Source organism: Amycolatopsis roodepoortensis, from assembly GCF_024628825.1.
GTDB classification, from domain to species: Bacteria; Actinomycetota; Actinomycetes; order Mycobacteriales; family Pseudonocardiaceae; genus Amycolatopsis; species Amycolatopsis roodepoortensis.
This window is the reverse complement of the sequence record NZ_CP102415.1, coordinates 3,838,663-3,858,758: the sequence shown is the minus strand read 5'-3', so window position 1 is coordinate 3,858,758 and position 20,096 is coordinate 3,838,663. Positions and strand designations below refer to the sequence as shown.

The 20,096-nt window shown below is 69.9% G+C and carries 23 protein-coding genes; 8 read left to right on the top strand and 15 right to left on the bottom strand.

What is annotated here, in order from left to right; translation table 11 throughout:
* Positions 1 to 11 precede the first annotated feature (11 nt).
* The 3 genes from NQK81_RS17915 to NQK81_RS17905 are packed head-to-tail and all read right to left on the bottom strand — an operon-like array spanning position 12 to position 4,550.
* Positions 12 to 1,100 carry a glycosyltransferase family 4 protein gene (locus NQK81_RS17915; protein ID WP_126735159.1) on the bottom strand — a complete coding sequence of 363 codons (1,089 nt, stop codon included), beginning with the start codon at positions 1,098 to 1,100 and terminating at the stop codon, positions 12 to 14.
* On the bottom strand, positions 1,093 to 3,606 hold the full coding sequence (locus tag NQK81_RS17910) for a glycosyltransferase (RefSeq protein ID WP_257489083.1): 2,514 nt from the start codon (positions 3,604 to 3,606) through the stop codon (positions 1,093 to 1,095). Before NQK81_RS17910 ends, NQK81_RS17915 begins: the two co-directional genes overlap by 8 nt.
* A gap of 32 nt (positions 3,607 to 3,638) precedes the next feature.
* Positions 3,639 to 4,550: a glycosyltransferase family 2 protein gene (locus NQK81_RS17905; protein WP_257489082.1), complete on the bottom strand. Its 912-nt coding sequence runs from the start codon at positions 4,548 to 4,550 to the stop codon at positions 3,639 to 3,641.
* A 19-nt stretch (positions 4,551 to 4,569) separates the two neighbouring features.
* On the opposite strand from NQK81_RS17905, the gene NQK81_RS17900 reads away from it, so the two are divergent.
* Together NQK81_RS17900 and NQK81_RS17895 are read left to right on the top strand one after the other, a co-directional pair.
* Positions 4,570 to 5,637, top strand: coding sequence for a glycosyltransferase family 4 protein (locus NQK81_RS17900; RefSeq protein WP_257489785.1), 1,068 nt, complete (start codon positions 4,570 to 4,572; stop codon positions 5,635 to 5,637).
* A gap of 103 nt (positions 5,638 to 5,740) precedes the next feature.
* Complete coding sequence (locus tag NQK81_RS17895) at positions 5,741 to 6,877, top strand: glycosyltransferase family 4 protein (protein WP_126735334.1); 1,137 nt, start codon at positions 5,741 to 5,743, stop codon at positions 6,875 to 6,877.
* Between the two features lie 204 nt (positions 6,878 to 7,081).
* Here the strand turns inward: NQK81_RS17895 and NQK81_RS17890 are convergent, their stop codons facing one another.
* Complete coding sequence (locus tag NQK81_RS17890; RefSeq protein ID WP_257489081.1) at positions 7,082 to 7,615, bottom strand: hypothetical protein; 534 nt, start codon at positions 7,613 to 7,615, stop codon at positions 7,082 to 7,084.
* A 128-nt stretch (positions 7,616 to 7,743) separates the two neighbouring features.
* On the opposite strand from NQK81_RS17890, the gene NQK81_RS17885 reads away from it, so the two are divergent.
* On the top strand, positions 7,744 to 8,610 hold the full coding sequence (locus tag NQK81_RS17885) for a glycosyltransferase family 2 protein (protein WP_257489080.1): 867 nt from the start codon (positions 7,744 to 7,746) through the stop codon (positions 8,608 to 8,610).
* Between the two features lie 58 nt (positions 8,611 to 8,668).
* Positions 8,669 to 9,709 carry a serine hydrolase domain-containing protein gene (locus NQK81_RS17880; protein WP_257489079.1) on the top strand — a complete coding sequence of 347 codons (1,041 nt, stop codon included), beginning with the start codon at positions 8,669 to 8,671 and terminating at the stop codon, positions 9,707 to 9,709.
* Positions 9,710 to 9,725: 16 nt separating this feature from the next.
* On the opposite strand, the gene NQK81_RS17875 is transcribed toward NQK81_RS17880, so the two are convergent.
* Together NQK81_RS17875 and NQK81_RS17870 are read right to left on the bottom strand one after the other, a co-directional pair.
* Positions 9,726 to 10,226, bottom strand: a complete 501-nt coding sequence (locus NQK81_RS17875; protein WP_185927248.1) for a hypothetical protein — start codon at positions 10,224 to 10,226, stop codon at positions 9,726 to 9,728.
* 137 nt (positions 10,227 to 10,363) lie between these two features.
* Complete coding sequence (locus NQK81_RS17870; protein WP_257489078.1) at positions 10,364 to 10,816, bottom strand: adenylyltransferase/cytidyltransferase family protein; 453 nt, start codon at positions 10,814 to 10,816, stop codon at positions 10,364 to 10,366.
* Positions 10,817 to 10,890: 74 nt separating this feature from the next.
* Between NQK81_RS17870 and NQK81_RS17865 the strand changes: the two genes are divergently transcribed.
* Positions 10,891 to 11,787 carry a DNA-3-methyladenine glycosylase family protein gene (locus NQK81_RS17865; protein ID WP_126735154.1) on the top strand — a complete coding sequence of 299 codons (897 nt, stop codon included), beginning with the start codon at positions 10,891 to 10,893 and terminating at the stop codon, positions 11,785 to 11,787.
* A 38-nt stretch (positions 11,788 to 11,825) separates the two neighbouring features.
* Here the strand turns inward: NQK81_RS17865 and NQK81_RS17860 are convergent, their stop codons facing one another.
* From NQK81_RS17860 to NQK81_RS17825, 8 genes are all read right to left on the bottom strand, one after another.
* Positions 11,826 to 12,014 (bottom strand): hypothetical protein, encoded by a 189-nt coding sequence (locus NQK81_RS17860; RefSeq protein ID WP_126735153.1) that lies wholly within the window; start codon positions 12,012 to 12,014, stop codon positions 11,826 to 11,828.
* Positions 12,015 to 12,067: 53 nt separating this feature from the next.
* Positions 12,068 to 12,475, bottom strand: a complete 408-nt coding sequence (locus NQK81_RS17855; RefSeq protein WP_257489077.1) for a GntR family transcriptional regulator — start codon at positions 12,473 to 12,475, stop codon at positions 12,068 to 12,070.
* Between the two features lie 30 nt (positions 12,476 to 12,505).
* Positions 12,506 to 13,300 (bottom strand): hypothetical protein, encoded by a 795-nt coding sequence (locus NQK81_RS17850; protein WP_257489076.1) that lies wholly within the window; start codon positions 13,298 to 13,300, stop codon positions 12,506 to 12,508.
* 64 nt (positions 13,301 to 13,364) lie between these two features.
* Positions 13,365 to 14,033, bottom strand: coding sequence for a hypothetical protein (locus NQK81_RS17845; RefSeq protein WP_306856047.1), 669 nt, complete (start codon positions 14,031 to 14,033; stop codon positions 13,365 to 13,367).
* Positions 14,034 to 14,063: 30 nt separating this feature from the next.
* Positions 14,064 to 14,609 (bottom strand): NUDIX hydrolase, encoded by a 546-nt coding sequence (locus NQK81_RS17840; protein WP_126736395.1) that lies wholly within the window; start codon positions 14,607 to 14,609, stop codon positions 14,064 to 14,066.
* Complete coding sequence (locus NQK81_RS17835; RefSeq protein WP_257489075.1) at positions 14,606 to 15,943, bottom strand: coenzyme F420-0:L-glutamate ligase; 1,338 nt, start codon at positions 15,941 to 15,943, stop codon at positions 14,606 to 14,608. Before NQK81_RS17835 ends, NQK81_RS17840 begins: the two co-directional genes overlap by 4 nt.
* Positions 15,936 to 16,931, bottom strand: coding sequence for a 2-phospho-L-lactate transferase (cofD, locus tag NQK81_RS17830; RefSeq protein ID WP_257489074.1), 996 nt, complete (start codon positions 16,929 to 16,931; stop codon positions 15,936 to 15,938). Before cofD ends, NQK81_RS17835 begins: the two co-directional genes overlap by 8 nt.
* Complete coding sequence (locus tag NQK81_RS17825; RefSeq protein ID WP_257489784.1) at positions 16,928 to 17,662, bottom strand: GNAT family N-acetyltransferase; 735 nt, start codon at positions 17,660 to 17,662, stop codon at positions 16,928 to 16,930. The genes cofD and NQK81_RS17825 overlap by 4 nt, the downstream gene beginning before the upstream one ends.
* A 53-nt stretch (positions 17,663 to 17,715) precedes the next feature.
* On the opposite strand from NQK81_RS17825, the gene NQK81_RS17820 reads away from it, so the two are divergent.
* The 3 genes from NQK81_RS17820 to dapC all read left to right on the top strand — a co-directional run bounded on the left by NQK81_RS17820 (position 17,716) and on the right by dapC (position 19,426).
* A complete protein-coding gene (locus NQK81_RS17820) occupies positions 17,716 to 17,907 on the top strand; it encodes a hypothetical protein (protein WP_192746619.1) in 192 nt (63 codons plus the stop codon).
* 110 nt (positions 17,908 to 18,017) lie between these two features.
* The gene (gene fdxA / locus NQK81_RS17815) at positions 18,018 to 18,338 is read left to right on the top strand and encodes a ferredoxin (RefSeq protein WP_016331413.1); all 321 of its coding nucleotides are present in this window, start codon (positions 18,018 to 18,020) and stop codon (positions 18,336 to 18,338) included.
* Entirely contained in the window at positions 18,335 to 19,426 is a 1,092-nt protein-coding gene (gene dapC / locus NQK81_RS17810; RefSeq protein ID WP_257489073.1) for a succinyldiaminopimelate transaminase, read from the top strand. Before fdxA ends, dapC begins: the two co-directional genes overlap by 4 nt.
* On the opposite strand, the gene NQK81_RS17805 is transcribed toward dapC, so the two are convergent.
* A complete protein-coding gene (locus tag NQK81_RS17805; RefSeq protein WP_257489072.1) occupies positions 19,427 to 20,035 on the bottom strand; it encodes a TetR/AcrR family transcriptional regulator in 609 nt (202 codons plus the stop codon).
* Between the last annotated feature and the right edge of the window lie 61 nt (positions 20,036 to 20,096).

Below are 20,096 nucleotides of genomic sequence, written 5' to 3'. Positions count from 1 at the left end.
AATGCGGGAGGTCAGTGCTTAGTGCTCGCCTGGCGGTACGCGGCGACGGTGAGTTCGGCGCACGCCCGCCAGGTGAAGTTCGCGACGTGCGCGCGGCGCGCGGCCGAAGTGGCGACGGCGTGCGGGTCGCTGACGGCGATCCGCAGCGCCTCCACGAGCCCGTCGACGTCCTCGTAGGGCACCAGGCTCGCGCAGTTCCCCGCGACCTCGCGCAGCGCCGGGATGTCCGTGCACACCACGGGGACGTCCGACGCCAGCGCCTCCAGCACCGGGAGCCCGAAGCCCTCGTCGCGCGATGGCAGCACCAGGGCACTGGCCCCGGCGACGACGCGCCGGAGGTTCACGTCCGACAGATACCCGACGTGGCGCGAACGAGGGCCCACCGCGAACGAACCAGGACCGACGAACACCAGATCCGGCAGATCCGGTGCCGCCTCGTGCGCCTGCTGGAGCCAGTGCAGGCCCTTGCGGGGGCCGGGGGCCCCGGCGAAGAGCAGGTACTTGTCCGGGAGTCCGAGTTCCTTGCGGCGTTCCGGGTCCGGCGGGCGCGCGGTGAACCAGGCCGGGTTCACGCCGAGCGGGGTCACGATGATCTTGCCGCGGTCCACGTCGAGCCGTTCGGCGACCTGGTCGGCGACGGCGTTGGTGGGCGTGCAGATCGCGTCCGCGAGCCGGGCGCCGCGCCGCACCAGCCGCGGCAGTTCGTGATCGCTCGGCGCGAGCTCTTCGGGAGCGTCCAGGAAGGCCAGATCGTGGATGGTCACCACGCCCGCGGCGCGGAACCGGCCGGGCAGCACGAAATTGGTGCCGTGCACGACATCCGTCGGCCCGGCGAACAGCTCCACCGGGGGCAGCTGCGAACGCAGCCAGGCCTTGCGCAGCAACCGCGCCGCCACCGGCATACCGCGTGCCCGGACGCCGTGCGGCAGCACGTGCCGCAGCCTTCGCCAGCCGCGCAACGTGAACGCGACCGCGCGAGTGTCCACTTCGGACATCGAGGCGAGCTCTTCGGACAGCGCGACGGTGTACCGGCCGATACCCGTCCTGGCACCGAGCAGCGGGGTCCCGTCGAGCAGGACGCGCAAGGGGCGGTCAGCCACGGCCGAGCCTCTGCTTGGCGACCTTGACCACGCGGCCGCCGACGCGGCGCGCGAGCTCCTTCGGGCCGCCGTCGGCGAGGTACTCGCGGATCAGGTCGACGTCGCGGCGCAGCATTTCCTTGCCCCGCAACGGTTCGGAGACCACGAGGTCGCTGGAGCCGGGCAGCCGGTCGGCGGCGGGGCGCGGGTTCCGGCAGAACTCCACCAGCGGTTTCAGCGCCTCCGGCCAGGCGTAACGCCGGGCGACCGCCGCCATCCGCTCGACACAGCCCGTGGCGAACTCCTCGTCGTACAACGCCTTTTCGAGCGCGTCGGCGAGCGCGTCCACGTCCTCGGCCGGGACGACGACGCCGAGCCGTTCCTCGCGGACCAGGTCGGCGAACGAGTCGCCGTCGGTGGTGACGATCGGCAGCCCGGCCCACAGGTAATCCAGCACCCGGGTCCGGAACGCGAAGGTCGTCTCGACGTGCTCGTAGTGCGTGGTGACGCCGCAGTTCGCGTCGAGCAGCCAGTTCTGGCGCTCCTCGTAGGGCACCCACTGCTGGTTGAAGAACACGTGCTTGCCGGTGAGGCCGAGCGTGTCGGACAGCAGCATCGTCCGCGCGCCGATGTCCATCTCGGTGACCTCGGGGTTGGGATGCTTCATGCCGAGGAACACCAGCCGGACGTCGCCGCGGCGCTGCCGCAGCAGTTCGATCGCGCGGACCAGGGTCAGCGGGTCGAACCAGCTGTAGACGCCGCCCGCCCACAGCACGACGTGGTCGGTCTCGCCGATTCCGTCCAAAGTGGACCGGAGGCCGGGGCCGGTGCGCACCGGGGCCTGCGACGGCAGGCCGAACGGGACGATGGACAGCAGCGATTGCGTGGTCGGGTCGGCGTCGTACAGGCGCGGCGACAGCCTGCCCATCGCGGCGAGGTGGCCCAGCCAGAAATGGCGCTGACGGTCCGAGGCGCAGAGGAAGAAGTCGCCGCGTTCCAGTTGCGCGTCGAGGACCTTGGTGACCCCGATGAGGTCCAGTGCCCGCTTGTCGTCGGGAACGCCCTTGCCCTGTTCGAGCAGTTCGAGGTGCATCGGGTCGTACAGATCCGCGACCACGATCTTGTGCGCGTACTGCTTCTTCAGCGAGGGCGCGAGTTCCAGCACGTGGCCCTGCAGGACGATGATATCGGCCCAGGCGATCGGCGTCTCCAGGTCACGCCGGGTGGCCGCGCTGACCCGGAACGCCGCGGGCGGCGGATCGGCGAGCGGATTGACCGTCACCAGGTGGACGTCGTGCTCGGTGGCCAGCGTCGCGGCCATGTTCCACGCGCGGATCGCCGGGCCCGCCATGCGTTCGGTGATCGCGTCGCCGGTGATCACCAGTACCTTGCGGCGCTGGCCGAAGAGCGCGTCGATACCGAACGTCTCGACCAGGATTTCGTGCGCGGCGAGATAACGCGGCAGCGGATATGCGGGCTCCAATGCCTTGCGCAGCAAGGGAAGCAGATCGGCGTCGGTGCGGACGCGGGCGGCCTGTTCGGCGGCGCGCGACTCGGCGAGCGACGGCAGCAGTTCGACGAACTGGTCGATCGCCAGCACGCCGGCCAGCGTCGTCCTCGGCACCTCGACCGGGCCGGTTTCGGCCGGACCGACACCCTTGGCGAGATCGAACCGGGTGGCGTCGAGGTCGCCGCGCGCGGTCGCCCGGCGGACGGCCAGCGCCAGCGCGGCGGGCAGCGCGCGCGTCAGCGTCTCGTCGGAAAGGTTCTTGTACAGCGCCGCCAAGGCGTTGCGCTCCAGCAGGAACGTCTCACGACCGGAGTCTGGAGCGTCCACTGTGGACATCGTGGCGTGGTGCCGGTGGTAGGTCAGCGACTCCGGCACGTAGCGCACGCGCCAGCCGCGCAGGTTCAGCCGCCAGCCGAGGTCGACGTCCTCGTAGAACATGAAGAACCGCTCGTCGAAGCCGCCGAGTTCGGCGAACACCCCGGCGCGGACGAACATCGCCGAACCGGTCGCGAACAGGACGTCCTTGGCGATCTCGTGTTCGGCGGCGGGGACGTCGGACAGCGGACTGCCGGCGTGGCGCTTGTAGCCCATGCCGAACCAGGTGAGGCCGGCGTCGACGAAATCGGTGCCGGTGCCGTCCCAGTCGAGGACCTTGCTGGCCACCGCGGCGACGGTCGGCTGCGCGCGCAGTTCGGCCACGGCCGTACCGACCCAGCCGGGAGCCGGGCGGGCGTCGTTGTTGAGGAAGGCGAGGACGGTGCCCGTCGCGTGCCGCGCGCCGAGGTTGCAGCCGCCCGCGAAGCCGGAGTTCACCGGGGACTCGACGAGCGTGACGCCCGGGGCAGCGGCCTTGATCTCGGCCACGTCGGTGCCGCCGGAGGCGTTGTCGACGCAGATGACCTCGAGGTTCGGGTAATCGTGTTCGGCGAGCGCGCGCAGGCAGGTGACGGTGTCGGCCGCTCCCCGGTAGTTCACCACGATCACCGAGACGACCGGTTGCGTTTCCCCCTGCGCCAAAGCCGTACTCCCTGCTCTCGATTGGGGCAAGCTTAATTGCCCGCCCACGCGTCCCAGACCGCGCCTCGGCCCAGTGTCGCCCGGCGCCCGATGGCCCGCCGCTCGAGCAGCGTGCGCGGCAGCCGGGCGGCGACGGCGCCCAGCACCTGGCACCGGAGGCTCAGACGGAAGTTCGGGGCGTCCGGTTTCCCGCGGAGGGGGAGTATCGCGGTCAAGATCGTGAACTTCACCAGCTGGCGGACCGCCACCGCGCGCGGAGCGCACCGCAGGAGGGTCAGCAGGCGGTTGCGTTCATTCCACAGGTGGAACGGGACCGAACCCGGCCGGGTGCTCGCGCCATGCCGGTGGGTGACCTCGGCTTCGGCGCCGACGACGTCCCAGCCCGCCAGCCGCAGCCGCCACGCGGTGTCGGTGTCCTCGTAGTAGCAGAAATAGGACGCCGGGACGCCGCCGACGGAACGGAGCGCCTCGACGTCGAGCACGGCCGCGCCCCCGCAGAAGCCGAAGATCTCGTCGGCGGGTTCCGGCAGGTCGGCGCCGTGGCCGTCGGCGGTCAGGCGGACGCCGGTGGACTGGACGGTCCCGTCGGCCAGCGTCAGCCGGGCGCTCACGGCCGCGGCGAGCGGAGCCTTGGCGAGAGTGTCTTCGCAGGTCGCGAGCCAGTCCGGGGCCGGGGCGGCGTCATCGTTCAGCCAGGCCATCAGCGGGGTGCCGACTTCCTCCAGCGCGGCGGCCATGGCGCCCGCGTAACCGGTGTTGTGCCGCAGCCGGAGCACCTCGGGCTTCGACGGATGGGCGGCGAGCAGGGCGGCCGTCCCGTCGTCGGAGGCGTTGTCGACGACCAGCGTCCGATGCGGGCGGGTCTGCGCGGCGAGCGCGTCGAGGCAGGCGGTGATGTGCGCGGCGCCGCGCCAGGTGACCACGACGACGGTGGTGCTGGTCATGCCAGAGAGAATAGAGACCATGCCCGAACTGGTCGTGCTCGCGGAGCAGCTGCTGGCACCCGTCCCCGGCGGGACCGGCCGCTACACCGGCGAGCTGCTGCGCGCCCTCGCCGAGACGGCGCCGCCGGGCTGGACGGTGTCGAGCGTGGTCGCGCGGCACGTCGACATCGACGCGGCGATCGTCGAAGGAGTCGCGGGGCCGCGCGTGCTGCCGATCCCGCCCCGGGCGCTGATCGCCGCCTGGCAGCTGGGCCTGCCGTGGTGGCCGGGCGGCGACGCTGTCCACGCGCCGACACCGCTCGCGCCCGCCCGCGTGCCGAAGGGGCGGACGTTGTCGGTCGCCGTGCACGACACCGTGCCCTGGACGCATCCCGAGACGCTGACCCCGCGCGGCGTCGCGTGGCACAAGGCGGTGATCGCGCGGGCCGCGGTGCGGGCGACCGCGCTGACCGTGCCGACGCAAGCGATTGCGGACGAGCTCACCGCGCTGGTCCCGGTCTCGGTGCCGCTGCGCGTGATCCCGCACGGTGTCCGGCCGCCCGCCGGGTTCGCCGAGGTCGCGCTGCCGGAGCGGTACGTGCTCGCGATCGGGACCATCGAGCCGCGCAAGGGCATCGACGTGCTGATCGACGCGGCCGGCCGGATCGGGGTGCCGCTGGTGCTGGCGGGTCAGCCGGGCTGGGGCGGCATCGACCCGGTGGCGCTGGCGCGCGAGCACGGCGCCGATGTCCGGGTGCTGGGGAAGGTGAGCGACGCGGAACTGGCGTTCGCGTTGCGGGGCGCGTCGGTGCTGGCGATGCCGAGCCGGGCGGAGGGATTCGGGCTGCCGCTGATCGAGGCGATGGCGGCCGGGGTGCCGGTGGTGCACTCGGACGTCCCGGCTCTGGTCGAGGTGGCCGGGGGAGCGGGCGTGACGGTCCCTGTCGGCGATGCGCAAGCGCTTGCGGACGCCCTTCGCGACGTACTCGACCGTCCGGAGCGTGCGGCAACGCTGCGTGACAGCGGCCTCGGCCGTTCGAGTGAGTTCACCTGGCAGCGCGCCGCTTCCGCCGTCTGGGGTCTCCACCTGCGGCAGCGGGTTGCTTGACCGGATTCAGCCGGAGTTTTCCTCGCGCGGCGGCAATCTGTCGGTTCCCCACCGCGGACCCAGGGCACCGCCGTACCCTCCTAGGGTGACCGATGACCCTCGCGTGCTGATCGACGCGACCGCCGTCCCCGCGGACCGGGGTGGCGTCGGACGTTACGTGGATTCGCTGGTCGCGGCGCTGGACGAGGACGGCGCGCGGATCACCGTCGTCTGCCAGCCGCGGGACGCGGTGCTGTACGACCGGCTGGCGCCCGGCGCGCGGATCGTGCCCACCTCGCCGTCGACGTCGACCAGGACGGCCAGGCTGACCTGGGAGCAGGCGACCCTGCCCCGGCTGGTCCGGCGGCTCGCCGCCGACGTCGTCCACTCCCCGCACTACACGATGCCGCTGGCCAGCCCGGCCGCTTCGGTGGTGACGCTGCACGACGCGACCTTCTTCACCGACGCGGTGCTGCACTCTTCGGTGAAAGCGCGCTTCTTCCGCGCCTGGACCGCGACGGCGCTTCGGCGCGCGACGCTGTGCATCGTGCCGAGCATCGCCACGGCCGCCGAGCTGGAGCGCGTCGGCCAAGTGCGCAACGCGGAACTGGAGATCATCCATCACGGCGTCGAACCGGACCGGTTCCATCCGCCCTCGCCCGCCGAAATCGAGGCCGCTCGCCAGGCCGTCGGGCTCGGGAAGACTCCGTACGTCGCCTTCCTCGGCGCGCTGGAACCGCGCAAGAACGTGCCCGCGCTGATCCGCGGCTTCGCGCACGCCGTGACCGGCAGGCCGAACCCGCCGGCACTGGTACTGGCCGGGCAACCGGGCTGGGATTCGCAGGTCGAACGCGCCCTCGACGCAGTACCGCACCGGCTGCGCGTGATCCGGGCCGGATATCTGCCGTTCGACACGCTCGCCGGCTTCCTCGGCGGCTCCGAACTGGTGGCGTACCCGAGCCTCGGCGAGGGATTCGGGCTGCCGGTGCTGGAGGCGATGGCGTGCGGCGCGGCCGTGCTCACGACCCGGCGGCTTTCGCTGCCGGAGGTCGGCGGGGACGCGGTCGCCTACTGCGGGGTCGGCGCTGGAGACGTCGCGGCGGCCATCTCGGAGCTCCTCGACGATCCGGCTCGACGGGCGGAGCTGGCCGAAGCCGCGCTTCGGCGGGCGAAGGAGTTCTCGTGGGCGACGACCGCGGAGCGGCATCGGGAGGCTTACGCGAAGGCCTGGCACCGGCATGCGCGGCGGCGGGCCGGCTGACCATTGCTTCCGGCCTCGTGCGTGTCGGGGAGCAAGGGACCTTTGCTACCGCCTCCGGCGGGGTCGCGTTCGATGCCGAGGTCGTGTCTCTGCCGGGGAGCCGCATGCGGCTCGTGGGGTATGCTTGAGGTGCGAGGCCCCGGTGGGGCCGAGTATGAAAGCCCGCGACGCGTCCGGACGGTCGTCTCGCGGGCTTTTCGCCGTTCAGGATTCGATGATCGAGTCGATGAGCCTGCTCGCTCTCCGGCGCCAATCACCGCCCGCGCCGAAACACCAGCCCACCGCGTCGGAAATCCACAGCAGGGGTTCGGCGGTCGAATTCAGATGTTCGTAGGTGAGCTCGGTCTTGGACGGCCGGTGGCCGAGGGCTCTCTGCATGGTCTGGCGATCGTGGAGATCTCGATGGTCACGCGAGTCCAGAACCAGCCGGTGAGCGTTCTTGGCGAGTAGGTCGGTGACAGCGCGTTCGAGGCATTTCTGTCTCGTCACTTCCTCTGTTTTCCGGGTGCACGAGCCCAGGTAGATGGCCGTCGTGACCTTCAACGCGGCTATACGGTCGATCAGTTGCCTTCGCCGGGGTTCCTTTTCCTTCTTGAAGTGCAGTTCCCGTGCTCCAGGAAGCAGCAACGAGCTCAACTCTCGTCGCGAGGGCGCGAGCTGTGCGGGGGCGACCAGGGTCATGCACAGGAGATATCGCTGATCTCGCACCGATTCGTCGATGAAGGCGTGCACGGGCATCGGTCCATTCTGCCCGGCGACGATCACGGATCGAAGTGGGGTGCACACGTACAGTTGCGACCGCGCAACCCTGGGCGTCGGGGTGGGTGCGGCGCGATCGCGTTCGGTGACGGGTGGACAATGGCCGCGTGACTGAGCACCCCAGCTACGGCGATGGGCTCGCCGTCGTGACCGTGACGTACTTCCCCGGCGAAACCCTGGAGAAGTTCCTCGACACGCTCGAGAAGGCGACGGACCGGGACGTCCAGGTCGTCGTCGCCGACAACGACTCCACGGGCGACGATGCGCTGGACAAGGCCGCCCGCCGGGACAACGTCAAGCTGCTCAGGATCGGCGAGAACGTCGGTTACGGCACGGCCGCCAACCGGGGTGTCGCGGAGCTGGACGACAGCTACGGCTGGGTCGCCGTGGTGAACCCGGACGTCGAATGGGAACCCGGTTCGCTCGACGCGTTGCTCGAGGTGGCCGGGCGCTGGCCGCGCGGTGGCGCGTTCGGGCCGCTCATCCACGATCTCGACGGCACCGTCTACCCGTCGGCGCGGCTCCTTCCGTCCTTCGGCCGGGGGATCGGGCACGCGGCGCTCGGCAAGATCTGGCCGGGCAACCCGTGGACGCGGCAGTACCGGCAGGAGACCGGCACCCCGGTCGAGCGCACGGCGGGCTGGCTTTCCGGGTCCTGTCAGCTGTTCCGCCGCGAGGCCTTCGACTCGGTCGACGGGTTCGACACGCGCTATTTCATGTATTTCGAGGACGTCGACCTCGGTGATCGGCTGACCCGCGCGGGCTGGCTGAACGTGTACGCGCCTTCGTCCAGTGTCATGCACATCGGTGGGCACTCGACTTCGAAGGCTTCGGCGAAGATGCTGCGCGCACACCACGACAGCGCGTACCGCTACCTCGCGGACCGTCACCGCGGTCTCCTGTGGAAGCCGGTCATGCTCGCGGTCAAGGCCGGTCTCGCGCTGCGTCTCAAGCTCGAAACGCGCCGGAAGTAGCCGTTCCGGCCACCGGAATTCGCGCGACTCGGCTCCCTGCCGTCGTTACCGTCGGTGCATGGACTTCGCCGCACTCGACACCTGGCTGACGGAACGCGCCGGAGAGGACCGCTTCTCCGGCGTCGTGCTGATCCGGCGCGGAGACGAGACACTGTTCGAACACGGATACGGCCTGGCCAGCCGACGCTGGTCGGTGCCGAACGCGCCGGACGTCCGGTACGACACCGCGTCGATCACCAAGGTCGTCACCGCGATCGCCGCACTGCGGCTGGCCGACGAGGGACGGCTGGACCTCGACCGCCCGATCGGCGAGCTCGTCGACCTCGCCGGCACGGCGATCGCGACCGGGGCGACGACGCGGCACCTGCTCACGCACACGTCCGGGATCGCCGACGACGCCGACGAGGAAGCCGGTGAGAGTTACGAGGCGTTGTGGGTCGACAAGCCGGTGTACTCGGTGGTCCACACCCGGGATCATCTGCCGAATTTCGCTTACCGGGCACCGAATTTCGCGCCGGGCGAGGGCTGCCGGTACTGCAATTCGGGATACGTCCTCGCCGGGCTGGTGATCGAGGAGATCACCGGACGGCCCTATCGCGACCACGTCCGCGAGGCCGTGCTCGACCGAGCGGGGATGACCGATTCGGGTTTCTTCGACCGCCGTGATCCGGAGCCGAGGGTCGCCGAGGGCTGGGATCCCATCCTCGACGGTGAGCGGGTCACGGGCTGGAAGCAGAACATTTTCAGCTACCCACCGATCGGTTCACCCGATGGTGGCCTGTACTGCACCGTCGGCGATCTCGTCCGGCTGCTGCGGGCGATCCGGGAGGAACGGCTACTGAGTCCTGCGCGCACGAAGGAGTTCCTGACGCCGCAGGTGCTTCACAGCAGCGGCGTCTGGTACGGCTTCGGCCTCGAATTCGTCCTGGCATCGGACGGCTCGGTGCGGCACTACTACAAGGACGGCGGGAACATCGGCGTCTGCTCGCTGATGCGGCACTACCCCGCCGAGGGGCTGGACGTCGCGATGCTGTCCAACGCCACGTACGGCGGGGGAGCGGCGATCAAGGAGATCGACCGGGTTGTCCGCGCTTCCTGAGAGGCACGTGAAGGAGCTAAATACCGTCCAGGCGGCGTGAGAGGTTCGATCGTCCCGAAGGGTTCTGCTTCACCGTCGGCACCAGGCCGCCGACCTCGTTCTCGACGGTCTCCGGCTCCGGCTGCTCGATCAGCGGGCTCTGCACCGGCGCGGCGGGCGGCCGCCGGGTGAGCGGGGTCGTCGCCTGCGGCAAAGGCCTGGTCTGCTGCGGAGCGCCGGGGCGGCGCGGGTACGGCTGCGGCTGGGTCGAGCCTTCGCCCCGAGCCGGCGGCAGGTCCAGCCGCGTCGTCGGTTCGGGCCCCGCGAGCGGGTGATCGTTCTCGGCGATCAACGAAGCCGGCAGCTGTGTGGTCGTATCCGGGTCCGAGGAACGGTCGATCTCGGCGACCACCGATCGGGGGATCTGCTGGGTGTTCGCGGAGTCCATCGGAGACGTCGCGTTGTCCGGTGTCACGACGAAGGCTCCACGCGCGCTTGCGCGTGCGAGCAAGGCGTCCGCCCGAGCACGGGGGTCCATTCCCCTAGGCCTCCCGACTGACCTGGGGCCCTCTGGGATCAGGGCCGACTGTGTGTTGTCTAGGGTAGGCCCTAGGTGCGGCTGCCGTCAGCAGACCCGCAAACGTCTTCCGACAAAAGTTGGCGGGCCGCCAGGTCTCAGGCTTCCATGTCCGAAAGGATCCGGGTGCTGGAGTCGGCCTTGTCCGTGCCGCCGATGCCGTAGATCATCGAGATGTTGTTGCGGGCCCCTGCCTCGACTTCGTCTGCCGGGAGCTCGTCGACGTTGCGCCGGTCGCCGCCGTTGCAGAACTCGAGCTCCGTGTCGGGGTACGCCGCGCGGATCTGGTCGAACGACTCGTTGATGCCCGGCCCCTGCTCGACGGCGACGTACACGTCGTCGACGATGCGCAGCGCGCGGACGATCCGGGCGCGGACGTCCTCGGTCTGGATCACCCTGCCCTTCTTGAGGACCTGCTGGTGATCGTTGTTGACGATGACGATCAGGTAGCCGGACCGCGCCTGCGCGGCCTCGAACAGATCGAGGTGGCCCTGGTGGAGCGGGTTGAAGTACCCGCTGACGATCGAGGCCTTCGCCGGTCGCTCGGTCATCGTCGGTGTCCTCCATAGGCTTACGGGTTCAGGTGGCCCGCTCACCCTAGCCGAGTGCCGGGTAGGTTCGGTGTGTGCGATTCCGTCCTGCCTTCGAGCTGGACCTGGACACGGTTCTGGGCCCGCTGAGCCGTGGCTCGAGGTCGCCCAACGTCGTCCGCACCGAGAGCGGGGTCACCTGGGTGGCCGCCAACACGGCGGACGGCGCGGGCACGCTCGCGCTGCTGCGGCGCGCGGACGGCGAGATCGAGGCGGAGGCTTGGGGGCCCGGCGCGGACAGGCTGCTCGAAGGCGTTCCGGCGATGCTGGGCGCGCACGACGACGACTCCGAATTCGTCGCGCACCACGACGTCATCGCGACGGCGCGCCGCCGCAACCCGGGGCTGCGCCTCGGCTCGACCGGCCGGGTGTGGGACGCGCTGGTGCTCGCCGTGCTGGAACAGAAGGTGACCAGCACGGAGGCGCTGCGGTCGTGGGGCGAGCTGTGCCGTTGGTTCGGGGAGCAGGCGCCGGGGCCGGGCCCGGCGCGGCTGCGTGTGCCGCCGACGCCCGTCGCCATCCGATCCATTGTGGACTGGAAATGGCATCGCGCCGGGGTGGACCTGAAGCGGCGGACGACGCTGATCGCCGCGGCCCGCGTCGCGTCGCGGCTGGAGAAGGCTGTGGAACTGAAGGGTGTCGAAGGCCGGGCCTGGCTGCGGAAGGTGCCCGGCATCGGCGTGTGGACCGCGGCGGAGATCGCGCAACGCGCCTGGGGAGACCCGGACGCGGTGAGCTTCGGCGACTACAACATCCCGTCGATGGTCGGGCACGCGCTGGTCGGCACGAAACTCGACGACGCCGGGATGTCCGAGGTGCTGGCGCCGTATTCACCGCAGCGGCAGCGGGCGGTGCGCTACCTCTCGACGGCCGGATTCCGCCGCCCGAGGTTCGGTCCGAAGATCGAACTCCGCGACTACCGCGCGATGTGATCGCGCTTTCGCCGCATTCGGTCCTCTGAATGCGGCCGTCAGTTGCCCCAGCCTTGCGGCGGGTAGGGCTGCTGCTGGCTCGGGTACTGCGGCTGCTGCTGCGGGTACTGGTGGTACGGCAGAGCGGGCGGCTGCGGCTTGCTGTTCGACTTCACGAGGAAGTAGATCCCGACGCCGACCCCGGCCAGGATCAGGGCGCCGACCACCAGTACCAAGAGGAAGACCATGCCGAGAGCCTAACCGGAAGCCCTGTCGCCGACCCGGTGGTGGGGATCCGGGCTCAGTGGGCGGGGCGCTCCCGCAGCCGCGGGTTCGTCCGGTAGGCCGCGACGTTCGCGGCCAGCGCGGCGTCGACGATGGCGATCGCCTCTCCCTGACTCAAGCCCAGCTTTCGGGTGATGGCGGCGTACTCGGCGGCGGCCTTCTGGGCCAGCTTCCGGTTTTGGTCCCCCGAGTCTCCGACGAAGGTGCCTGCCCGGCCACGGGTTTCGATCAGGCCGGCCTCTTCGAGTTCACGGTAGGCCTTGGCGACGGTGTTGGGCGCGATGCCGAGATCTTCGGCCAGTTTGCGGACTGTCGGAAGCTTCGTGCCGACCGGCAGCGTCCGATCCTTGATCTGGGCGGCGAACGCTGAACGCACCTGCTCGTACGGGGGGATCGGTGAGTTGGTGTCGACGCTGATGATCACTTCGTGCTCCTGGTTCTGGCTCGCGGCCGATCAGAAGACCGCGTTTCCCGGTGGCGGGGAGTCCAGCGGTGCCCGGTGAAGCCGGACTACGAGCGTAGCGAGCAGGCTGATCGCGAGGCTCCCCAGGACGTAGACCCACAGCCACGTGGCGAACTCCTGTATCGCGGAGGCCAAGGGGATGGCCAGTAAGACCCCGGCGGGCACCAGGGGCAGTTGCGCGTCCTTCTTGCGAAGCATGTCGTCGGTGCGCAGGGAGAGCTCGTCGACGGCCAGGCTGGGCTGCCTGATCACCTGCCGGGCCAGTGCGACGGACAAGACGCCGAGGACGGCGATTCCGCCCGCGTAGGTGAAGCCGACCAGCTGGTTTTCGGCGGACTCGGCGAGGAAACCGATGGTCAGGCCGAGACCGATGCCACCGACGGAGCTGACCAGCCACAGCGTGACCGTCCCGGTACCGGCCACCTCGCGCACGCCGAGTCGCTTTCCGTGCGCGATCCGGCGTGGCACCGATCGTGCCAGCCGCTGTTCCGCCCTGCGTATCCGGAGGGTCGCCCACCAGACAAGACCGGCCAGGACGACGAAGGTCACCAGGATCGCGATGAGAGAGGCCGATTCGGAAAGTCTCGGCCACTCCGCTTTTCGGCGTGACATGAGTTCGGGGACGGCCCCCGAGCGTTCGAGGAAGAAATCCTGGCTCAGGAAGAACCAACCGCCCCACGTGGCCCCGAGCAGGGCCAGTGCCACCCCGGCCGTCTGTGCCTTGATCCTGCTCCGCAGCTTCATCCTGGTCAGCTGAAGCTGCTGGGATTCGTCGAGAATCACCACAGCGCCCCCTTGTACCAGTGATCGTATCGCTATGATGACACAATCACTGATACAAAAACAAGGGTCACTGGCGAGGCGGCACGACCTGCGTGCGGTCGCCGTCGCCTGCTGGGGAGACGACCTGCGTCCGGTCGGCGTTCGCGGGCGACACGACCTGGGTGCGGTCCGCGACCGGCGAAACGACCTGCGTGTGGTCGGCGCCGGCAGGGGAGACCACCTGGGTGCGGTCGGCGCCCGCGGCCGCCTGCTGCTGCGGGGACACCACCTGCGTGCGGTCCGCGCTGCCGTCGATCGGCGGCCCGGCCTGCGGGGCGGGCGGCGGGAAACCGGGCATGGGCGGCTGGGCGGCGGCGAACGGGTTGGGCGCCGGGGCACCGGGCGGCGGCGTGAAGCCAGCCGGAGCCGGAGGGGGCGGGAACCCGGGCGCCTGGCCGTAACCGGGCTGAGGCGGCGGGAAACCGGGCTGCTGCTGCCAGTTGCCCTGCGGGGCGTGGCCACCGGCGGGCGGGGGAGGCGGCGGGAAGCCGGGGGCCGGGCCGCCACCGCCGAAGTTCGGGTTCTGCGGGAAGGTCATGGGCGGTTTCTTCGCCTGGTTGACCTTCACGATGATCACCACGATCACGATGATGATGACGATGATCGCCAGGGCCAGCAGAAACCAGCCGAAGCCGTCACCGTCACCGCTGCTGTGGACCCGGACCCGGTCGAGATATGGCGTCAGCGCCGTCAGCATCATTCCCCCTTTAGGACGTCAGCCGACACCCTAACGGCCGGGCGCCACGGCCACGGCGGCTTCCATCAGTTCGGCGAGATCTTCCGACCCTTCCGGCAGGGAATCCACCGGCCACCAACGAAGATCGTCCGATTCGTCGCTTTGGACCGGTTGTGCTCCGCGGGGCGCGCGCACCACGAAACGCACGTCGAAATGCCGGGTCGGCACGCCGAGCGAGCACGTGATCGGGTGGACGTCGAGATGCACCGGGGCCGGATCGATGACGAGGTCTTCGATGCCGGATTCCTCTCGTGCCTCGCGGAGAGCGGCGTCGGCGAGCGTCGCGTCGCCGGGTTCGCAATGCCCGCCGAGCTGCAGCCAGCGACCGACCCGCGGATGCAGGGTCAGGAGCACGTTTTCCGCGTCGGCGTCGAGAAGGACGGCCGACGCGGTGATGTGCCCGGCCGCGCATTCCCGGCGGCAGACGTCGTCGCGAGCGGCGAGGAAGCCGAGATAGGCCTGGCGTAAGGATTCCTGAGCCGCGTCCGCAGGCCGCCAACCGGACAAAGTGGACACAACGTCGTCGTGCAGGGTCACAGTTCGAGAAGTCCTTCACCGGGTTCGACGGGACCGCGCGCGGGCGGAAGCTCGGCGGGATGGCCGATCGCGACGGCGCCGAGCGGTTCCCAGCGCTCGTCCAAGCCGAGGACGTCGCGCACGATGTCCGCCGCGAAGATGGTCGAGCCGATCCAGCACGAACCGAGGTCTTCGGCGGCGAGCGCGACCAGCAGGCCCTGTACGGCCGCGCCACCGGCGACGGTGAACATCGTGTGCTCACAAGCGTTCCGGCGCTCGTCGCGATAGGTGTGGGCGCCCTCGGCGACGAGGAACGGCACCACGACTTCGGGCGCGTTGTACAGGATGTCGCCGCGGCTGAGCCGTTTCGCGACCTGCTCGGGCGTGAAGTCGTCACCTTCGAGATCGGCCTGCCACGAGGCCTTCATCGCGTCGAGAAGCTTGCGGCGCAAGCCTTCCTCGCGCAGCCACACGAACCGGACCGGCTTCGTGTGATGCGGCGCGGGCGCCGTGAGCGCCGTCCCGACCGCACGGCGGAGCACCTCGGGATCGACCGGTTCGCCGGTGAACGACCGGATCGAACGCCTCGCGAGCACGGCTTCCCGGCGACCTTGTGCGATGGATTCGTTGGTGCCGAGGCGGAACAGGTCCTCCTCGACCGGGCGCAGCAGCTTGCGGGCGGTGGAACCGTCGTCGGTCGGCTGGAGGCCGCGCACGACGGCGACCGGTGTCCCGCCGAGCTTGCCCTTGACCAGATCCGCCGCGGCGGCGAGTTCGTCGGCGATCGCCACCTCGGTGACCGCGAGTTCGTTGCCCTGGCTGTCGACCTCGCCCGCGTACGAGTGCAGCACCCGAAGGCCGGAAGCGCCGATCGCGGCGTCGGTCTGCCCGACCCGCCACGCGCGGCCCATCGTGTCGGTGACGACGACGGCGACCTCGACGCCGAGCCGTTCACGCAACCCGTTCCGCAGTGCGAGCGCGGAAGCGTCCGGATCGGACGGCAGCAGGGCGACCTCGCCGGAGGCCACGTTCGACGCGTCCACGCCGGACGCGGCCTGCACGATGCCGAGCTTGTTCTCGGTGATCACCGTCCGGTTGATCCGCGCGATCACCCGGACGGACTCCTCCTCGACGAGCTTGCGCCGGGCGGCGTCGCGCTCCTCCGGATCGGCGGGGACGCGGATCAGCATGCCCTCGACCTTGGAGACGATCTTGCTGGTGACGACCAGGACGTCGCCCGAGCGCAGCCATGGGGCCGCCTCGACGATCGCGCCGGTCAGGTCGTCGCCGGGACGGAACTCCGGCAGGCCATCGACCGGCAGGATCTCGATCTTCGCGGAAGCGTGGTCACTCAACGGAAACTCCTGCCAGATCGAAAGCGGCGCGCACCATGGCCGCCGTCGCGTCCACATCGGACATCAGCAGGGGCACGTCGCGGACGGCGACCCCCGGCACGTCGACGGTCTCGCCCTCGGAGACCAGCCACCCGTCGAGGACGCCGTCGGATTCCTTGCGGGAGCCGTAATGCCGCCCGACGGCCTCGGCCGAGGTCTCCACGCCGATCGCGCTCAAGCACGCGTCCGCCATGCCGCGCAACGGCTTCCCGCCGATGATCGGCGAGACACCGACGACCTTGGCGCGCGTCTTCCGCAGCGCGTCGCGGATTCCCGGCACGCCGAGCGTCGTACCCACCGAGACCACCGGATTGGACGGCGCGAACAGCACGATGTCGGCGGCCGCGATCGCGTCGAGCACGCCCGGCGCCGGTTTGGCCTCGTCGGCGCCGACGGCGATGATCGAATGCGCCTTCGGCTCGGCGCGGTAGCGCACCCACCACTCCTGGAAGTGGATCGCCTTGCGCTGGTCCGGATCCTCCGGATCGTCGATCACGACATGCGTTTCGACGCGGTCGTCCGACATCGGCAGCAGGCGCACACCCGGCTGCCAGCGATCGCACAGCGCCTCGGTGACCTGCGACAGCGGATAGCCCGCGCGCAGCATCCGCGAACGGATCAGATGCGTCGCGATGTCCTTGTCGCCAAGGCCGAACCAGGTCGGCTCGGCGCCATAGGCGGCGAGCTCCTCCTTGACCGTCCAGGTCTCCCCGGAGTGGCCCCAGCCGCGCTCTTCGTCGATCCCCCCGCCGAGGGTGTACATGCAGGTGTCCAGGTCCGGGCAGATGCGCAGACCGTGCATCCACACGTCGTCCCCGGTGTTCACCAGCGCGGTCACCTCATGCGGTGATTCCGGCGCGGAACTCCTCGCGGGCAGACCGAGTGCTTGTTTGACCCCCAGCAGGAAGCGGGCCCCGCCCACTCCGCCGACCAAAATGACGACCTTCACGACGGGCGATCCTCGCACGCCCCCGGAGCCGGGGCCCAGTAGCGGTACCTGTGGTGCTCCGTACAGCCCAGGCTTTCGTACAGCTTCAGCGCGCCGGAGTTCGCCACCGCGACCTGCAGCACCATCCCGGTCGCGCCCTGAGCGGCACCCCAGGCGCCCACGGCGGCCATCAGCCCGCGTGCCAGCCCTCGCCGCCGGAACTCCGGCCGTACCTCCAGCCGGGCGATGTGCAGCCACTCGCCGACGACCGCTCCGCGCACCGCGCCGGCCGTGCCGCCGTCCAGTTCCGCGACGCCGAAGCCGACCTTGCCGGTGCCGAGGACATGCCGTGGCGCCTCCGCCGGATCCGCGCCGCCCGCCGTCAGCTCCCACCATCCGGACGTCGGCTCGTCGAGAATCACCGCTCCCGCCGAGGTCCCCGGCGAGAGCGGCCCGGTCAGGACGCGGACCTCGTGGGCGGGACGGTGTTCCACATACTGGACCCAGCCGCAGGCGGCGATGGCGTCCTCCAGGGACGTGTTCTGGATCACCTGAACGACAGGCGGGATGGCATGATCGTGGGCGAAGTCACAGACCGCCCGCAAGGCGTCTGGCAGCGGTTTTCCCGGGTCACCGATCGCCAGGGCACTGTTGGCCCGGGCGGTGAACCCGTCCGCCCAGCGGAGCCTCCAGTCACCGATCCGGCTCTCCAGCAGGGGAGTCCAAGCCCGGCTACAGGTGAGCTCGAGCATTTCCGCACTGTTCACGGTTAGATTGTGCCAAGGAAGGCAGTGGAGGGACCCCGATGAGCATCGCGCGCAAGGACGACAGGCACAACGAAGACCTCGTCCGCGAGATCTCGGACGGCTTCAACCGGGCATTGGGCGCGGAAAAAGCCGTCGAGACGGACACAGAAGCGGCGAAGCCCGCCGCGCCGAAGTTCGTCATCACCGGGGACAGCAGGGCCACTCCGCCGCCGCGCCGGAAAGACCGCTGAACGCCCATACTCCGGGTACGGATAAGGGTGGCCTAAGCGGGCCGGTGGCGCCCGTGGGCGCGTAATGTCCGTTGCAGACTGGTGAAGCAGAGATAAAGCAGGAGTACGCAGTGACCTACGTGATCGCCGAGCCCTGCGTCGACGTGCTCGACAAGGCGTGTATCGACGAGTGCCCCGTGGACTGCATCTACGAGGGTGACCGCATGCTGTACATCCACCCGGACGAATGCGTCGACTGCGGTGCCTGCGAGCCGGTCTGCCCCGTCGAGGCGATCTACTACGAGGACGACGTCCCCGACGAGTGGAACGACTACACCAAGGCCAACGTCGACTTCTTCGACGAACTCGGCTCGCCCGGTGGCGCTTCCAAGGTCGGCAAGACCAGTCACGACCCCGCCTTCATCAAGGCTCTTCCCCCGCAGGGCGAATGAGCCGGGTCGCTCTTCCCGATTTCCCCTGGGACTCCCTCGCCGAGGCGAAGGCGAAGGCCCAGGCACATCCCGGCGGTCTCGTCGACCTGTCGATCGGCACGCCGGTGGACCCGGTCCCCGAGAGCATCCGCGCGGCGCTCGCGTCCGTGTCGGAGATCCCGGGGTACCCGACCACGCACGGGATTCCCGAGCTCCGGGCCGCCGCGATCGAGGCGCTTTCGCGGCGGCACGGCATCGAGGGGATTCCCGAGGCGGCCGTGCTGCCGACGATCGGTTCCAAGGAACTGGTCGCTTCGCTGCCGCGGCAGCTGGGGTTCGGCCCCGGCGATCTCATCGTGATCCCCGAGGTGGCGTACCCGACCTACGAGGTCGGCGTGCTGCTGGCGGGTGCTTCCCTGCTGCGCGCGGACAGCACCGTCGCGCTCGGCCCGCAGCGGCCCGCGATGCTGTGGATCAACTCGCCGTCCAACCCGACCGGATGCGTGCTCGGTGTCGACCATCTGCGCAAGGTCGTCGAATGGGCGCGCGAACGCGATGTCGTTGTGGTCTCCGACGAGTGTTATCTGGCGCTGGGCTGGGAAAGCGAGCCCGTGTCGATCCTGCACCCGTCCGTGCACGGCGGCTCCCTCGACGGTCTGCTGGCCGTCCACTCGCTGTCGAAATCCGCGAACCTCGCCAGCTACCGCGCCGGATTCGTCACCGGTGACCCGAAGCTCGTCGCCGGGCTGCTGGAGATCCGCAAACACTCCGGGCTGATCGTGCCGCGGCCGGTGCAGGAGGCCATGGTCGCCGCGCTGAACGACGACGAAGCGCTTGCCGTGCAACGGGAACGCTACGCGCGCCGCCGGCTGGTGCTGCGGAAGGCATTGCTGGACAGCGGTTTCGAGATCTCGCATTCCGAGGCCGGGCTGTATCTCTGGTCCACGCGCGGGGAGTCCGCGCTCGCCACCGTGGACTGGCTGGCCGATCGCGGCATCCTCGCCGCGCCGGGCACGTTCTACGGGCCGACCGGTGGGCGGCACGTCCGGATCGCCTTGACCGCGACGGACGAGCGGATCGACGCGGCCGTGGAGCGGCTCGCCTCCTGATCAGGACACGTCGCGGCCCGTGAAGCCCCGGTAGATGAATCGCGTCAGCGCCTCGATGGCTTCCTCCTCGGACACCGACGACGGGTCCAGCAGCCACGTGTGCGCGAATCCGTTGACCAGTTCGGCCATCATCGCGAGCGTGACCCGCTCCGACGCCGGGAGTTCCATTCCTGCCGCGGTGATGTACCCGAGGTGGTCGAGAAGGTCCGCCGCCTGAGCTGCGCCGAAGCGCGCATAGGTGCGTGCGAACTCGTCGCTGACCATCGCGGCCTGGCGCAGCGCGAGCATCGTCGCGGCGTTGTCGCGGTGGAAGTTCCAGTACTCGCAGACGTGCCAGTGCACGGCTTGCGGGTCGCTGAAGTCGGGCATGTGCTCCGGTGAGGCCGCGTTGACGTCGCTCTCCGCCGCTAGGTCTTCGAGGAGCGCTTCGAGCAGTTCTTCCTTGCTCGAGAAGTGGTTGTAGAACGAACCCGCCGCGCGTCCGGCCTCCGCCGTGATGTCGGTGATCTTGGTGTTCAGGTACCCCTTCGCCGCGAAAACGCGCTTCGCCGCCTCCTTGAGCGCGGCCTCCGTCTCCGCCGCCTTCTCCTTGCGGCTTGTCGCCGTCATCGGCACCTCCTTGACACGGAAGGCTAGCAACGAGCAAACTGAATCAAGATTCACTGAATTT

What these genes read in the sequence shown, in the direction of transcription:
- NQK81_RS17820 (WP_192746619.1), top strand. Translation starts at nt 17,716, where the DNA reads ATGAGCATCGCGCGCAAGGACGACAGGCACAACGAAGACCTCGTCCGC.
- NQK81_RS17825 (WP_257489784.1), bottom strand. Translation starts at nt 17,662, where the DNA reads ATGCTCGAGCTCACCTGTAGCCGGGCTTGGACTCCCCTGCTGGAGAGC.
- NQK81_RS17875 (WP_185927248.1), bottom strand. Translation starts at nt 10,226, where the DNA reads ATGGACCCCCGTGCTCGGGCGGACGCCTTGCTCGCACGCGCAAGCGCG.
- NQK81_RS17860 (WP_126735153.1), bottom strand. Translation starts at nt 12,014, where the DNA reads ATGGTCTTCCTCTTGGTACTGGTGGTCGGCGCCCTGATCCTGGCCGGG.
- NQK81_RS17805 (WP_257489072.1), bottom strand. Translation starts at nt 20,035, where the DNA reads ATGACGGCGACAAGCCGCAAGGAGAAGGCGGCGGAGACGGAGGCCGCG.
- NQK81_RS17890 (WP_257489081.1), bottom strand. Translation starts at nt 7,615, where the DNA reads ATGCCCGTGCACGCCTTCATCGACGAATCGGTGCGAGATCAGCGATAT.
- NQK81_RS17870 (WP_257489078.1), bottom strand. Translation starts at nt 10,816, where the DNA reads ATGACCGAGCGACCGGCGAAGGCCTCGATCGTCAGCGGGTACTTCAAC.
- NQK81_RS17880 (WP_257489079.1), top strand. Translation starts at nt 8,669, where the DNA reads ATGGACTTCGCCGCACTCGACACCTGGCTGACGGAACGCGCCGGAGAG.
- dapC (WP_257489073.1), top strand. Translation starts at nt 18,335, where the DNA reads ATGAGCCGGGTCGCTCTTCCCGATTTCCCCTGGGACTCCCTCGCCGAG.
- NQK81_RS17900 (WP_257489785.1), top strand. Translation starts at nt 4,570, where the DNA reads ATGCCCGAACTGGTCGTGCTCGCGGAGCAGCTGCTGGCACCCGTCCCC.
- NQK81_RS17905 (WP_257489082.1), bottom strand. Translation starts at nt 4,550, where the DNA reads ATGACCAGCACCACCGTCGTCGTGGTCACCTGGCGCGGCGCCGCGCAC.
- NQK81_RS17845 (WP_306856047.1), bottom strand. Translation starts at nt 14,033, where the DNA reads ATGCTGACGGCGCTGACGCCATATCTCGACCGGGTCCGGGTCCACAGC.